We start from the raw sequence: 15781 nt of genomic DNA, 5'->3' as shown, positions 1-15781 counted from the left end.
ACAATTAAACAGTTTTGAATCATGAAAACACTATTAAAAAACGCAAGAGAGCAAAAAGACATCAAAACCAGAGAGTTAGCACAACTTTTAGGTATTGATCAGGCATTAGTTAGTAAGTTTGAAAATGGTTCGAGAAAACCAACACGTGAACAAATTTCAAAGTTAGCTACTGCACTTGATATTAATTTTGAAGAATTAATGATAGCTTGGCTTAAAGAAAAAATTCTGTATGAAATTGGTACTGATGATTTAGCTTTAAAAGCAATGCTACTAGCAGAAGAAGAAATAAAATACAACATTAGCTATGTTAGAAAATCATTATCAAAAAACTTACAAGTTTTATTAAATGAAATCGATGAATTAAAATCTAAATTAGATAATTTCCGTCAGTTTGATAGTTATAGAATCAAACAAGCATTAGAATTAGAATATACTTTTGAAAGTAATCGCATCGAAGGAAATACTTTAACACTTAGAGAAACAGATTTAGTAATCAACGAAGGTTTAACTATTTCTGGCAAAAGTATGCGTGAACATTTAGAAGCTATCAATCATAAAGAAGCAATAGATTACATTAAACAACTAATGGATAAAAATACTTCATTAATTGAACGAGAAGTTCTTGCGATTCATAATTTAATTCTAAGAGGAATTCATCCAGAAGATGCAGGAAGATATCGTAAAGTACAGGTAATGATAAAAGGTAGTACACATATGCCACCACAACCTTTTTTAGTTGCTAAAGAAATGGAAGATTATTTTATTTGGTATGAAGAAAACAAATCCAAAATGCATCCTATAGTTTTAGCTGCCGAAATGCATGAACGCTTAGTTACCATACATCCATTTATTGATGGCAACGGAAGAACTTCACGTTTGATTATGAATTTAATTTTATTACAACACGGATATGTAATTGCTAACATAAAAGGAGATTATGATTCTCGAATGAAATATTATCAAGCATTAGAAACGGCTCAAACTTCAAACAATAAAGAAGATTTTTTAGTATTTATTGCTCAAATTGAAAAAGAAAGTTTAGAACGTTATTTGAGTATTATCCAACCTGCATAAAAAAGTCCTGTAATTTACAGGACTTTTAATTTTTATTTTCTAATAATGGAACAAATTTAAAATCACCAAATTCATGTTTTTCAAATTGGGTTTCATTTTTACGAATCAACAAAGTCATAATTTGGTCTTTTTCCCCAACCGGTATTACTAACCTTCCCCCTATTTTCAATTGTGCCATCAATGGTTGTGGGATAAACGGAGCTCCAGCAGTCACAATTATACTATCAAAAGGTGCATAATTTGGCAATCCTTTATATCCATCACCAAACGATAAATGTTTGGGTCTAATGTTTAATTTTGGTAATAAAATTGAAGTTGCCTTAAATAACTCATTTTGCCTTTCAACAGAATATACTTTAGCCCCCATCATACATAAAACAGCAGTTTGATAACCACTTCCTGTCCCAATCTCTAAAATTTTATGTTCTTTTTGAACTTCTAATAATTGCGATTGAAATGCTACGGTGTAAGGCTGTGAAATTGTTTGACCAGCACCTATAGGAAATGCTTTGTCTTGATAGGCAAAATCACCAAAACTTGAATTTAAAAACAAATGGCGTGGAATTTTACTAATGGCTGCCAACACGTTTTTATCGGTAATTCCTTTTTCTTCCAGTTGCTTTACTAACTGATTTCTAAGTCCTTGATGCTTATTAGTATCTTTCAATTTTATAGGAAATTTGGTTTGTAAATTTAGTATAAAAATAAGTTTATCCAATAGTTTAAAATTAAACTTTTTAAATAAAACTAACATTTGTCATACTATTAAATTTTGAGTAAATTTATATTCGCAAAAAAATAAAACATATGAAACTTTCAAAAGCAATTGAAAATCTTGAAGATAAAGGTTATTTAGACATTTCATTAGACACTAAAATAGATTATATTGAAGCAATCAATACGCTTCGAAAAGAAAAAAATGCAGTTATTTTAGCACACTATTATCAAAGACCCGAAATTCAAGATATTGCAGATTTTGTTGGAGATAGCTTAGCTTTAGCACAAAAAGCAGCAGAAACAACTGCTGATATGATTGTATTTGCTGGAGTTCACTTTATGGCCGAAACAGCAAAAATTTTAAACCCAACAAAAAAAGTAGTTTTACCCGATTTAAAAGCCGGCTGTTCTCTAGCAGATTCATGTCCACCATCTGATTTTGAAGCATTTGTAAAACAACATCCAAACCATATTGTAGTTTCATATGTAAATACCTCAGCAGAAATTAAAGCTTTGACAGATATTGTTTGTACTTCTTCTAATGCTGAAAAAATTATTAATTCTATACCAAAAGACCAACCCATAATTTTTGCACCTGATAGAAATTTAGGCGCTTATTTAATGGAAAAAACTGGAAGAGAAATGCTATTGTGGGATGGAGCTTGTTTGGTTCACGAAGCTTTTTCAATTGATAAAATTTTAAATTTATATCAAGAAAATCCCGATGCTGAAATAATTGCGCATCCAGAATCACAAGCACATATATTAAAAGTTGCAAAATATATAGGGTCAACAGCTGGATTGCTGAATTACGTAAAAACAAGTATGGCAAAAAAATTTATTGTTGCCACCGAAGCTGGAATTTTACACAAAATGCAAAAAGAAGCTCCAGATAAAATTTTAATTGCAGCTCCAGCCAAAGAAGATAACTGTAATTGTAGCGAATGCGCCTTTATGAAGCTAAACACTTTGGAAAAACTATATTTATGCATGAAATATGAATTACCAAATGTTGAAATTGAAGAGTCATTACGAAAAAAAGCTGTGAAATCAATCAATAGAATGTTAGAAATCTCAAAATAATATGAGCATCATTCAATCCGACATATTAATTCTTGGTTCTGGCGTTGCTGGATTATCCACAGCTATAAAATTAGCGAAAGCTTTGCCCAATAAAAAGATCATTGTTGCCACCAAAAACAATAAAGAAGAATCCAATACAAAATACGCTCAAGGAGGAATTGCAGCAGTTTGGGATCAAGAAGATTCTTTTGAAAGTCACATTCAAGACACTTTACGGGCGGGTGATTATCTGAACGATATTGAAGTTGTAAAAATGGTGGTTGAAAATGCACCTATTCGACTTAAAGAATTAATAGATTGGGGGGCAGAATTTGATTTCAACACACAAAATGAATATGATTTAGGAAAAGAAGGAGGTCATTCAGCTAATCGAATCTTACATCATAAAGATATTACAGGTTATGAAATTCAAATGACCTTAATTAAACAGGTAGAAAATTTATCTAATATCGAATTTCTCTCACATCATTTTGCTATTGAATTAATCACAGAACATCATTTTACAGATAAAACCATAGAATTAGGACAAAATGACATTCATTGTTTTGGGGCATACATTTTAAACGAAAAAACTTCTGAAATTGACACATACTTGGCACATAAAGTAGTATTAGCAACTGGGGGAAGCGGACAAGCTTATGCAACAACTACAAATCCTGTAATAGCAACTGGTGATGGTGTAGGCATGGCTTTTAGAGCTAAAGCAATAATTGAAGACATGCAATACATTCAATTTCACCCTACAGCTTTATACGAACCAGGTAAAAGTCCAGCTTTTTTAATTTCAGAGGCCGTTCGCGGTTTTGGTGCTTATTTAAGAAATAAAAATGGTGAACGATTTATGCTAAAAACAGATGATCGTGGTGAACTAGCGTCAAGAGATATTGTTTCAAGGGCCATAAATATGGAAATTAATACTTCTGGCGCTGAATGTGTTTATCTTGATTGTACCCATTTAGAATATGAAGCGTTTTATAAACACTTTCCAAATATTGTTGAAAAATGCAAAAGTATCGGAATTGATGTGAAAAAAGATTTTATTCCAGTACTTCCAGCCATGCATTATATGTGTGGTGGTGTTAGTGTAAACAAAAGAGGACAAACATCTATACATAATTTATATGCTAATGGTGAAGTTGCCAAAACAGGATTACATGGTGCAAATCGACTAGCTTCAAATTCATTACTTGAAGCCTTAGTTTTTGGTCATGAAATTGCAGAAAATATTATCGAAAATCAATCTGTATTTCAAGTACCATTTCCACCAATTCCCGAATGGAATTCTGAAGGAACAATTGCACCAAAAGAGCAAATTTTAATTTCGCATAATAGAAAATCGGTTCAAAATATTATGAACGATTTAGTCGGAATTGTACGTTCAAACGAAAGATTAGAAAGAGCAATTGATCATTTAAACTATATTTATTCGGATACAGAAAAAATGTTCAAACATGTTACCATTTCACCGCAAATTTGTGAATTAAGAAACATCAACGCGGTTGCCTATTTAATTGTAAAACAATCAATGCAAGCCAAAGAAAACAAAGGCGCTTTCTACAGCTTAGATTTGTTGTGAAATTGTAAAAAACTTTACCCTTTTAGCTATAAAATTTAAACAAATAATACTATTTTTGTTTAAAATACTTTCTTATGCTAAAAGTTGGAGTTTTAGGTGCTGGCCACCTTGGAAAAATACATTTACGATTATTAAAACAATCTGAAAAATATGAATTAGTAGGCTTTTACGATGCTTTTGATGAAAATGCAAATAAAGTAGCTGCCGAATTTGGGTACAAAAAATTTGATTCTATTGCAGCCTTAATAGCTGCAGTTGATGTTGTAGATATTGTTACGCCAACATTACAACATTTTGAATGTGCCAAACAAGTTATTGAAGCTGGTAAACACATTTTCATTGAAAAACCAATTTCAAATACGGTTGAAGAAGCAGAAGAAATTATTGCCTTAGCCAAAAAATATAATATTAAAGGTCAAGTGGGACATGTAGAACGTTTTAACCCTGCATTTACGGCTGTAAAAGACAAAATCAATAATCCGATGTTTATCGAAACCCATCGCTTGGCTGAATTTAATCCGCGCGGCACTGATGTTCCTGTGGTTTTAGATTTGATGATTCACGATATAGATGCTATTTTAAGTGTTGTAAAATCGAAAGTAAAATCAATTAACGCTAGTAGTGTTGCAGTGATTTCAGATTCTCCAGATATTACCAATGCGCGAATTGAATTTGAAAATGGTTGTGTCGCTAATATTACTTCGAGCCGAATTTCAATGAAAAATATGCGAAAATCGCGTTTCTTCCAAAAAGACGCTTACATTTCTGTTGACTATTTGGATAAAGTATGTGAAATTGTTCGCATGCAAGACGCTCCAGAAGTTCCTGGTGATTTTGATATGATTTTACAAAATGCAGAAGGTGTAAAAAAACAAATCTATTTTGACAATCCAAATGTACAAGCAAATAATGCGATTTTGGACGAATTAGAAACATTTGCAGACGCTATCAATAATAACACCACACCAATCGTAACGTTAGAAGACGGAACTGAAGCTCTTCGTGTGGCATATCAGATTATTGATTGCTTGAATAAATAAAAAACCAAACAAACCTAAAATAACAAAATGAACACAATAGCTGTAATTGGAGCAGGAACTATGGGCAATGGAATTGCTCATAGTTTTGCACAAAGCGGATTTACCGTTAAATTAATCGATATTTCAGATAAATCATTAGAAAAAGGGATGGCAACTATTGCTGCTAACCTTGACAGAATGGTTTCAAAAGGAACAATCACCGAAGAAGACAAATTCAAAACCATCGGAAATATTATTACGTACACTGACATCAAAGACGGTGTAGTAGGTTGTGATTTAGTTGTAGAAGCAGCGACAGAAAATGTAGGTTTAAAAATGAACATTTTCAAACAGTTGAGCGATGTTTGTGACCATAACGTAATTTTAGCTTCTAATACTTCATCTATTTCAATTACTCAAATTGCTGCACAAGTAGTACATCCTGAAAGAGTTATCGGAATGCACTTTATGAACCCAGTGCCAATTATGAAATTGGTTGAAATTATCCGTGGATATTCTACATCGGATGAAGTGACTAAAATTATCATGGATTTATCAGTAAAATTAGGAAAAACGCCAACTGAAGTAAACGATTATCCTGGTTTCGTAGCCAACAGAATCTTAATGCCAATGATTAACGAATCGATTGAAACGTTATACAATGGTGTTGCAGGCGTACAAGAAATTGATACGGTGATGAAATTAGGTATGGCGCATCCAATGGGACCATTACAATTAGCTGACTTCATCGGATTAGATGTTTGTTTATCTATCCTAAATGTAATGTATGACGGATTCAAAAACCCAAAATACGCACCATGTCCGTTGTTAGTAAATATGGTAATGGCTGGGAAATTAGGCGTTAAATCTGGTGAAGGTTTCTACGATTACTCTGAAAGCAAGAAAGCAGAAAAAGTTTCAAAACAATTTTCTAAATAGAGTGAAAAGTGATTAGTAATTAGTGAATAGCTAGTTACTAATCACTAATTACTAATCACTTAAAAATGGCCAAAATAAAACCTTTTAAAGCAATTCGTCCCGCTTCTGATAAAGTTGCGTTGGTTTCGTGTAGAACTTATGACGATTATAGTTCGGCTGAGCTTGCCGCTTGGTTAAATTTTAATCCGTATTCGTTTTTGCATGTAATTCATCCTGCTTATGCAAATGCGCAAAAAATCACAATGGACAAACGCTTCAAAGGTGTGGCTCATAAATATCAAGATTTCAAACAAGAGCAAATTTTAGTTGCTGAAGAACATCCTGTTTTTTATTTGTACGAAATTCAGTCAAAAGGACAAATTTTTACTGGAATTATTGCTGGAACTTCTGTTCATGATTACCAAAATAATATCATCAAAAAACACGAAGATACTTTGCAATATCGAGTAGAACTATTCAAAGATTATTTACATCAAACGAATTTTAACACCGAACCGGTCTTAATTACATATCCCGATAGTGTTGAAATTAATACGTTTATTTCGTTACGAAAAAAAAGTAAGCCTGTTTACGAATTTTCAACAACCAATAAAGAAAAACACACCCTTTGGAAAATTGATACCCAAAGTGAAATCGATTGGCTGCAAGAACATTTCGAAAAAATTCCGAATTTATATATTGCCGATGGACATCATCGTTCTGCTTCAGCCGAGTTATTGTATGAACAAGACAAACATTTAGGCAACGAAAACTTGAATTATTTCATGAGTTTTTTAATTGCCGAAAGTAATGTCAAAATCTACGAATTCAATAGATTGATTCGCGATTTGAATGGTTTGAGTAAGGATGATTTTATCAAAAAATTATCCGAACATTTCATTATTAAATCCAAAGATCAGGAATTGTGGAAACCACTAAATAAGTTTGAATTTGGCATGTATATAGATGGAAGTTTTTATGCCCTTTTCTACAAACATGAAAACCACAATGAATCTTCTATTTTAAATAGTTTAGATGCCCAAATATTGTACGATAAAGTACTTTTACCATTGTTAGGCATAGAAGATTTACGCAACGACGAACGCATTGATTACATTCCAGGAAAACAATCCATTTCTGTTATAAAAGATTTAATAGACGAAGGGGAATTTGAAGTAGGTTTCATGCTCTACCCTTCCGACATTAACGAAATCAAAGCCTTAGCCGATAATAATTTAATCATGCCTCCAAAATCCACCTATATTGAACCTAAGTTTAGAAGTGGTTTGGTGGTTTATGAACTGTAATTTTGAGTAATTAAAACTTAGAAACACAGATATAATAAATTTTGAAAATTTTAATAATTTCTTAAATCTGCGTTCCAAAAAAATAAAAAAATGTCAATTTCAAAAAAAATCAATACCATAAAATCCCAACTTCCAGAACACGTTACATTAGTAGCGGTTTCAAAAACCAAACCTATGGCTGATTTAATGGAAGCTTACGATGCTGGGCAACGTATTTTTGGAGAAAACAAAATCCAAGAAATGACCGATAAATGGGAAGTCATGCCAAAAGACATCGAATGGCACATGATTGGTCACGTGCAAACCAACAAAGTCAAGTATATGGCGCCTTATGTGAGTTTGATTCATGGTGTAGATAGTTTGAAATTATTACAAGAAATCAACAAACAAGCGGCTAAAAATAATCGCATAATTGATTGTTTGTTACAGGTTTATATAGCTGAAGAAGAAAGTAAATTTGGTTTAGACGAGCAAGAATTGGAAGAGATTTTATCTTCTACAGAATTCAAACAATTAAAAAACATCAGAATTGTTGGTTTAATGGGAATGGCAACGTTTACCGAAAATAAAAACCAAATCGAAAAAGAATTTAAACATTTGAAAATTATCTTCGATAAATTAGAAAAATTACCTTTTACCCAAAACCTAAAACCAAATACCCTTTCAATGGGCATGTCGGGCGATTATCAACTCGCAATTTCATGCGGTAGTACGATGGTTCGAATTGGAAGTAGTATCTTTGGCGGAAGAAATTAAAATATTTAATAATTGAACGATTGAAAAATTATCCTTTCAAAATCTTTAAATTTCAAAATCTTTAAATTTTTAAATCAAATTTGTACGCAATACTCGACATAGAAACCACTGGAGGTCAATACAATGAAGAAGGTATTACCGAAATTGCCATTTATAAATTTGATGGTCATGAGGTAGTAGACCAACTCATTAGCCTTGTCAATCCCGAAAAACCAATACAACCGTTTGTGGTGAAGTTAACTGGAATTAACAATGCAATGCTTCGTAGCGCTCCAAAGTTTTATGAAATTGCAAAACGAATTATAGAAATTACCGAAGGTTGCGTGCTTGTTGCACACAATGCTTCTTTCGATTACCGAATTTTACAAACCGAATTTAGACGATTAGGCTTTGATTTCAAAAAACCAACGCTTTGCACGGTTGAATTATCAAAAAAACTAATTCCAGACCAAGCTTCATACAGTTTGGGGAAATTAGTTCGTGCATTAGGAATTCCAATGGCTGACAGACATAGAGCCAGCGGAGACGCATTGGCAACCGTAAAATTATTCAAAATGCTGATGGCAAAAGACGTTGAAAAAGAAATTTTAAAAAGCTTCGTCAAAACCGAAATCAAATCAGGAATGTCTCCAAAGTTATTAGATATTGTAGAGAATTTACCTTCAAAAACAGGTATTTACTACATACATAACGAAAAAGGCAATTTAATTTATATTGGCAAAAGCAAAAACATCAAAAAACGTGTCAATCAACATTTTACAGGTTCTAATAGTAAAAGTAAAAAAATTCAGCGTGATGTATATGCCGTAAACGTTGAAGAAACGGGTAGCGAGCTTATCGCACTATTAAAAGAAAGCGAAGAAATTAAAATCAACAAGCCAATTTATAATGTTGCGCAACGTAAGAGTATTTTCCAATATGCTTTGTATATGCAAAAAGATGATGCTGGCTATTTAGCACTATCTATCGAAAAAGCAGATGGTCGTAAAAAAGAAATCACATCGTTTACAACTTTACAAGAAGGCAAAAACTACCTTTTTAAAGTTACAGAAAAGTATAATTTATGCCAAAAAATAAACGGTTTATACGAAACAAAAAACGGTTGTTTTCAATACAAAATAAAAGAGTGTAATGGAGCTTGTTTAGGTGAAGAATCTCCAGAAATTTATAATGAACGTGTGCAAGAATTTATTACAGAAAACTCATTTGAAAACAATAACATGGTCATCATCGATAAAGGACGAACATTTGATGAGCGAAGTGCAATTTTAATCGAGAATGGCGTCTATAAAGGCTATTGTTTCTATGAATTAAACTATCAAGTAAATAATATTGAAATTCTTAAAAACATCATTATTCCGATGCAACACAATCGTGATACAAAAACGATTATTCAAACCTATTTGCGTAAAAATAGAGTACATAAAGTGATTACGTTTTAATTATGCCTTCAGAAAATTATCTTATCACCATTATTGGCCCAACAGCTATAGGAAAGACAGCCTTAAGTATTACTTTGGCTCAACATTTTGGTTGTGATATTATTTCATGTGATAGTAGACAATTTTTTAAAGAAATGAAAATTGGAACTGCTGTTCCTAATGATGATGAATTAGCTACTGCTACACATCATTTTATTCAAAATAAATCAATTTTTGATGGTTATTCAGTAGGAGATTTTGAACAAGAAGCTTTGGATAAATTAAGTGAATTATTTCAAAAAAACAACATTCAAATTATGGTAGGCGGTTCAGGATTGTATGTGGATGCAATTTTGAAAGGTTTTGATGATTTTCCAGATATAGATGGTTCTGTTCGAACTAAAATTAATGCTATGTTTGATGTTTTAGGAATTACATATTTACAAGAACAATTACAAGAATTAGATTCGAAATATTATCAAAAATTACAAACTCAAAACCCGCAAACACTACAAAACCCGCAACGTATGAAGAGGTTTGTAGAAGTTTGTAAAGGAACAGGAAAACCTTATTCGAGTTTTATTGGTAAACGAAAAAATGTTAGAAACTTCACTCCAATCATTATTGGTCTAGAAGCAGACAGAGAGGTAATGTACGACAGAATCAACCAACGCGTGGATATTATGCTAAATGAAGGGCTTATAGCCGAAGTACACTCACTATATCCAAACAAAGATTTGAATGCATTACAAACCGTTGGCTACAGAGAATTATTCGATTATTTTGATGAGAAAACAACACTAGAATTTGCTATTGGACAAATCAAAATGAACACGAGACGATTTGCCAAGCGTCAAATAACTTGGTTTAAACGAACTGAAAATGTGAGTTGGTTTGATTATTTAACTGATAAAAAAGAAATTATTAAAGTAATAGAATCTAAGATTCCAAAAAAATAAAAAAATGCCCATTTCACCCAACTTTACATCCATTTTAGAACAAGAATACGAAATAAATTTTGTGCAATGTTATCCAAATGGTGTTTTAAAATATACAGATTTATGTAATATTTTTCAAATCACTGCTGGAATTCATGCCGATTTAGGTGGCATTAGTTTTAGCGATATGCAAGAACATCATCAAGCTTGGGTAATGAGTAAAATGCGACTGGAAATTATCAATTTACCAAAATGGAAAGAAAAAGTTACTGTAAAAACTTGGATAAAATCGCTTGAAAACTCACGTTCGACTCGCTGTTTAGAATTGTACCGAGGTAATGAAAAATTAGTAGGATGTGAAACCTATTGGGTGGTAATGAATACACAAACCAGAAGGCCAGAAAATTTAGCATTACCTCATGAGCATTTTATTAAATACCCAGAAAATAATGCCTCTGAAAAAGAAGTTCAAAAAATTAATTTAAATGTTGCTTTTAAAAAGGTTTTGGACCATAAAGTACAATTGTCAGACATAGATATTGTAAACCATGCTAATAATGTAAAATATTTAGAATGGTGTTTAAATGCTATGGACGCAAAATTTGTGCTAAGACAAAAAATTAAAGGCTTTGAAATGAATTTTCTAAAAGAATTAAATCTGAATGATGATGTGGTTATCCAAAATCACGAAACTATTTATACGATTTCTAAGGATGATAAAATTTGTTTCGCACTTGATTTAATTACATAATAAAAATGGCTCTGAAAATCAGAGCCATTTTTATTATTTTTTGATTACTAATCTAAAACCTTCACCATGAATGTTTAAGATTTCAACATTTTCATCTAATTTTAAAAATTTTCTCAATTTAGCAATGTAAACATCCATACTTCTAGAAGTAAAATAATTATCATCTCTCCAAATTTTTGTCAATGCTAATTCTCTAGGCATTAAATCATTTTCGTGTAATGCTAACATTTTTAAAAGCTCACATTCTTTTGGAGATAGTTTAATTGGTTCTTGACCAGGAAATGTTAGAAAACGTAATTTCGAATTCAAGTGAAATTTTCCAATTTCGAACTCAAATTTAGTAGTATCAGGTTTTACTTCAGACGCTTTACGCTGAATGATTGCTTTAATTTTCATTAATAGCACTTCAGAATCAAATGGTTTGTTTAAATAATCATCTGCTCCTACTTTATAACCTTTTAAAACATCTTCTTTGAGTGTTTTAGCTGTTAAAAAGATAATTGGTACTTCCTGATTTTTTTCACGAATTTCTCTTGCTAATGTATAACCATCTTTATATGGCATCATTACATCTAAAATACATAAATCAAAAGTATCTTTTTTAAATTTTTCAAATCCTTCCATTCCGTTTTTTGCCAACGTAACTTCGAAGTCATTAATCATTAAATAATCCTTTAAAACAGCTCCAAAATTTGGATCATCCTCTACTAATAATATTTTTTTTCCTTCCATGATAATAGTGTTGTGTGTATATTTTTTAATTTATTAATGGCATTTTTATAATAAAGGTACTTCCGCGACCTTTTTCACTTTCAACATAAATTTGTCCGTTATGATCTTCAACTATTTGCTTTACATAAGCTAAACCAAGTCCGTGACCTTTTACGTTATGCAAATCTCCGGTGTGTTCTCTATAAAATTTTTCAAACACTTTTTTCTGAGCTACTTTACTCATTCCGGCCCCTTGATCTTGTATTTTTATTAAAATAAAATCCTTTATATTTTCGGTAAACACATCAATTACAGGTGCGTTTGGCGAATATTTAATTGCATTATCTAAGACATTTACTAACACATTTGTAAAATGAACTTCATTTAACAATATTGTAGTTCGCTGTGCATTAAAATGCTGATGTATAACTCCTTCTCTATCTTCAATAATTAAACTAACGTGTTCAATTGCATCTTCAATTATTTCAGAAACATCTCTTGGTTCTTTAGAAATATCTAATTCATTCTTTTCTAATTTTGAAATTCTAAGAACATTTTCAACTTGAGCGTGCATTCTCTTATTTTCTTCCTTAATCATTTGGAGATAACGCTGTACTTTTTCTTTATCTTCAATTATTTTTGGATTTTTAATTGCATCTAAAGCTAAGTTTATAGTAGCAATAGGTGTTTTAAACTCGTGTGTCATATTGTTGATAAAATCGGTCTTTATTTCCGAAATTTGTTTTTGTTTAATTAACTGATTCAAAGCGCTTGAATAGGTTAAAACAATAACCAATGTAAACAATAAAGACAAACTTGTAATTCCAATTAACGATGAAAAAACGAATTTACTCTTGTGAGGAAAACCTACCAATAATTGGTACTTTGACATTCCTTCATTATCTTGAAAAACAGGAATTCCATAGGTGGTTTTCTTATCGTATTTAAAATTTTCTGAACGAATTTTAGTAGCTAATCCATTACTATAAATTCCGAATTCAAAAGGCGTTTTAACACCATATTTTTTTAATTCAGCTTTTAATAACTTTTCTAATTCTTCGTTTGTAATTCTTTGCTGCAATGGTTTTTGGGAAACAATATCTTTAAAAACCACTTCAAAATTTGCTTTGTCTAAACTAGACAAACTTCCTGCTTTTGAAATTGTTATATTTGGCTGATTGTTAATTTGAAAACTCCCGTCATTAATAGAATTTCCGTTGTAAATCTCAGTTTTCCGTTTAGCGATTAGATTTCCAACATTTACTGAATCAGCTTTATTATCAAAGAACGAACCTGTTATTCCATAATTTTCGGCTACTAAAGTATTGGTGTAAATTATAGTTTCATTTGTTTTTGTGTCTCGCTCATAAAAGTAAATCTCCTTTAATTGACTAGTTTCTGGATCCTTACCAATACTGTCTTTAATTTCATTATACTTTGTAAAAAAAGAAACCAATTCTTTTTCTTTCAAATTATTTGAAACATTCCCAAGTACTTGCTGTACATGATATTTGAATTCTTCTTCGTTTTTATTCAACGAGGTTGTTATCCAATACAATTGAACTAAAATAATTCCTATTAATGACAAACTCATTAAAAAGACCAATAACCTAAACCTTGATTTATTCATCGACAACAAATTTAACATTTTAACATATCTTGTTAAAATACATTAACCAAAGATTAACATAAAAACCATTTTTTATGGTTTTGCTAAAATTTTAAGAATTTGGTCTATTTCTATAAACGTATTTTGTAAATCAATATTATGCACTACAAAATCACTTTTACTAATTTTCTCTTCTTCAGGCAGTTGATTTTGAATACGCTTTAATACACTATCTCTATCAACATTATCTCGTTTCATTGCTCTTTGAATACGGATTTCCTCAGGAGCCGTAACTAAAATTACTTTATCACAAGATAAATTCCCACCTGTTTCAAATAAAATTGCTACTTCTTTAATAATAAAAGGAGCATTTTTATGTAAGTTGAGCCAATTTCTGAAGTGTTTTTTTACTTCTGGATGAACAATTGCATTTAATTTAGATAGTTTTTCGGGAGAATTAAAAACTATAGCAGCTATTTTTTTTCGATCTAAAGTGCCATCGATTGTAAGAATATTTTCGGAGAAAATAGCTTGAATTTTTGTCGAAATTTTTTTAGAATCCATCAGCTTTTTTGCTTCTTCGTCAGCTATATAAACAGGAATACCCTTTGAAGCAATATAACTTGCTACTGTAGATTTCCCACTGCCAATTCCACCTGTTAAACCAATAATTCTAGTCATATTTATTTTTTAAAAAATAATTCTGGAAATGCCTCTTCTGGTTTTTGTTTTAAAATAAAGATTTTATAAAAAGAAAGTAAAAATCCTTTTCCGTAGCCATAAAATTGAATTATGGCTGCATAAACTGAATATAGTGCAATTTTAAGGCTTTTATTTACAAATAATGACACCGTGAATAGAACTGTGAAATAAGCTATATACAATTCTAAAAAATAAGGGAATTTAAAACCTAATAGTAAAACTGAAAATAAGAATCCTAATAAAAAAAGACTTGGAAACCAAAAAGTAATTTTTACAAATTGTGGATACCACGAATTCAAAATAGGACGTGCTTTTCCAAATTTATTCACTTGAAGTTGAAACTTTTCCCAACTAATTCTTCTTTTATGATAAACAAAAGCCTCTTTGATTAACTTAGTTCGGAATCCTAAATTCCATAATCTAATTGATAAATCTGGATCCTCACCAGGATGGATATTTCCAAAACCATTTGAAGCTTCAAATGCAATTTTAGACAATCCCATATTAAAACTTCTTGGTTGAAATTTATCTACTTTTTCACTTCCTCCTCTAATTCCTCCCGTTGTTAAAAAAGAAGTCATTGTAAAATTTATTGCTTTCTGTACATCTGAAAAAGTATCTAATGCAGCATCTGGTCCTCCAAAACAATCCACATAATCATTTTCTAAGCTCTTTGTAACGTGTTCCAGATAATCTTCGGGAATAATGCAATCAGAATCTAAAATAATAAAATAGTCCCCTTTTGCAATACGCATTCCGTAATTTCGTGAATCACCTGGCCCTGAATTTGGTTTAAAATAATAAGATATGGAAAGTTTAGAATTATATTTTTCAATTATATGCTCACATGAAATTTTAGAGCCATCTTCAACTACAACAACTTCAAAAACTAATTCGGTTTTTAATTTTGATAAACTTTCTAAAAGCTCATCTATTTCATCAGGTCGATTATAAACGGGAATAATAAAAGAAAAATACATATTCTAATTTTTACAAATATAGCAAAAAACAAAAGTCCCGCCAAAGCGGGACTTTTTAATATATTAGAATTTCACCTCTAATTATTGCTTAACAACTTTAATTGTTTTGATTGTATCTCCTACTGTTACATTAACAATGTATGCTCCAGTGCTCAATTGAGACATATCTATTTGTGTTGAAGTTGCATTTACATCTCTAGAAAGAACTTCTTGACCAAG

16 protein-coding genes are annotated in these 15781 nt (G+C 31.0%); 10 read left to right on the top strand and 6 right to left on the bottom strand.

The features are described from left to right. Window positions 1-21 precede the first annotated feature (21 nt). A complete protein-coding gene (locus tag VK164_RS01345) occupies window positions 22-1074 on the top strand; it encodes a Fic family protein (RefSeq protein WP_324207643.1) in 1053 nt (350 codons plus the stop codon). 25 nt (window positions 1075-1099) lie between these two features. Here VK164_RS01345 and VK164_RS01340 read toward each other — a convergent pair whose 3' ends face one another. Next, a complete protein-coding gene (locus VK164_RS01340; RefSeq protein WP_166235817.1) occupies window positions 1100-1741 on the bottom strand; it encodes a protein-L-isoaspartate(D-aspartate) O-methyltransferase in 642 nt (213 codons plus the stop codon). Between the two features lie 140 nt (window positions 1742-1881). Here VK164_RS01340 and nadA point away from each other — a divergent pair, with 140 nt between their 5' ends. The 9 genes from nadA to VK164_RS01295 all read left to right on the top strand — a co-directional run bounded on the left by nadA (window position 1882) and on the right by VK164_RS01295 (window position 11560). Next, window positions 1882-2874, top strand: a complete 993-nt coding sequence (gene nadA, locus VK164_RS01335; RefSeq protein WP_324207642.1) for a quinolinate synthase NadA — start codon at window positions 1882-1884, stop codon at window positions 2872-2874. A 1-nt stretch (window position 2875) separates the two neighbouring features. After that, the gene (gene nadB, locus VK164_RS01330) at window positions 2876-4450 is read left to right on the top strand and encodes an L-aspartate oxidase (protein ID WP_324207641.1); all 1575 of its coding nucleotides are present in this window, start codon (window positions 2876-2878) and stop codon (window positions 4448-4450) included. 74 nt (window positions 4451-4524) lie between these two features. Further along, the gene (locus VK164_RS01325) at window positions 4525-5490 is read left to right on the top strand and encodes a Gfo/Idh/MocA family oxidoreductase (RefSeq protein ID WP_324207640.1); all 966 of its coding nucleotides are present in this window, start codon (window positions 4525-4527) and stop codon (window positions 5488-5490) included. A gap of 27 nt (window positions 5491-5517) precedes the next feature. After that, complete coding sequence (locus VK164_RS01320) at window positions 5518-6408, top strand: 3-hydroxybutyryl-CoA dehydrogenase (protein WP_324207639.1); 891 nt, start codon at window positions 5518-5520, stop codon at window positions 6406-6408. A 65-nt stretch (window positions 6409-6473) separates the two neighbouring features. Next, window positions 6474-7694: a DUF1015 domain-containing protein gene (locus VK164_RS01315; RefSeq protein WP_324207638.1), complete on the top strand. Its 1221-nt coding sequence runs from the start codon at window positions 6474-6476 to the stop codon at window positions 7692-7694. A gap of 90 nt (window positions 7695-7784) precedes the next feature. Next, entirely contained in the window at window positions 7785-8450 is a 666-nt protein-coding gene (locus tag VK164_RS01310; RefSeq protein WP_324207637.1) for a YggS family pyridoxal phosphate-dependent enzyme, read from the top strand. Between the two features lie 80 nt (window positions 8451-8530). Further along, on the top strand, window positions 8531-9892 hold the full coding sequence (locus VK164_RS01305) for an exonuclease domain-containing protein (RefSeq protein WP_324207636.1): 1362 nt from the start codon (window positions 8531-8533) through the stop codon (window positions 9890-9892). Window positions 9893-9894: 2 nt separating this feature from the next. Continuing rightward, window positions 9895-10830, top strand: a complete 936-nt coding sequence (miaA, locus tag VK164_RS01300) for a tRNA (adenosine(37)-N6)-dimethylallyltransferase MiaA (RefSeq protein WP_324207635.1) — start codon at window positions 9895-9897, stop codon at window positions 10828-10830. Window positions 10831-10834: 4 nt separating this feature from the next. Continuing rightward, on the top strand, window positions 10835-11560 hold the full coding sequence (locus tag VK164_RS01295; protein WP_166235825.1) for an acyl-[acyl-carrier-protein] thioesterase: 726 nt from the start codon (window positions 10835-10837) through the stop codon (window positions 11558-11560). A 33-nt stretch (window positions 11561-11593) separates the two neighbouring features. Here the strand turns inward: VK164_RS01295 and VK164_RS01290 are convergent, their stop codons facing one another. The 5 genes from VK164_RS01290 to VK164_RS12900 all read right to left on the bottom strand — a co-directional run. Beyond that, entirely contained in the window at window positions 11594-12292 is a 699-nt protein-coding gene (locus VK164_RS01290) for a response regulator transcription factor (RefSeq protein WP_166235826.1), read from the bottom strand. A 25-nt stretch (window positions 12293-12317) separates the two neighbouring features. Continuing rightward, complete coding sequence (locus tag VK164_RS01285) at window positions 12318-13901, bottom strand: HAMP domain-containing sensor histidine kinase (RefSeq protein ID WP_324207634.1); 1584 nt, start codon at window positions 13899-13901, stop codon at window positions 12318-12320. 72 nt (window positions 13902-13973) lie between these two features. Further along, complete coding sequence (gene coaE / locus VK164_RS01280) at window positions 13974-14561, bottom strand: dephospho-CoA kinase (protein ID WP_324207633.1); 588 nt, start codon at window positions 14559-14561, stop codon at window positions 13974-13976. Window positions 14562-14563: 2 nt separating this feature from the next. Continuing rightward, window positions 14564-15562 (bottom strand): glycosyltransferase, encoded by a 999-nt coding sequence (locus tag VK164_RS01275; protein WP_324207632.1) that lies wholly within the window; start codon window positions 15560-15562, stop codon window positions 14564-14566. Between the two features lie 81 nt (window positions 15563-15643). After that, a partial coding sequence (locus VK164_RS12900; RefSeq protein WP_414655537.1) for a T9SS type A sorting domain-containing protein occupies window positions 15644-15781 on the bottom strand: 138 nt, incomplete at its 5' end.

Source organism: Flavobacterium sp. (genome assembly GCF_035299005.1).
GTDB lineage: Bacteria > Bacteroidota > Bacteroidia > Flavobacteriales > Flavobacteriaceae > Flavobacterium.
The sequence above is the reverse complement of the archived record's forward strand: the minus strand, read 5'-3'. Positions and strand labels throughout refer to the sequence as shown.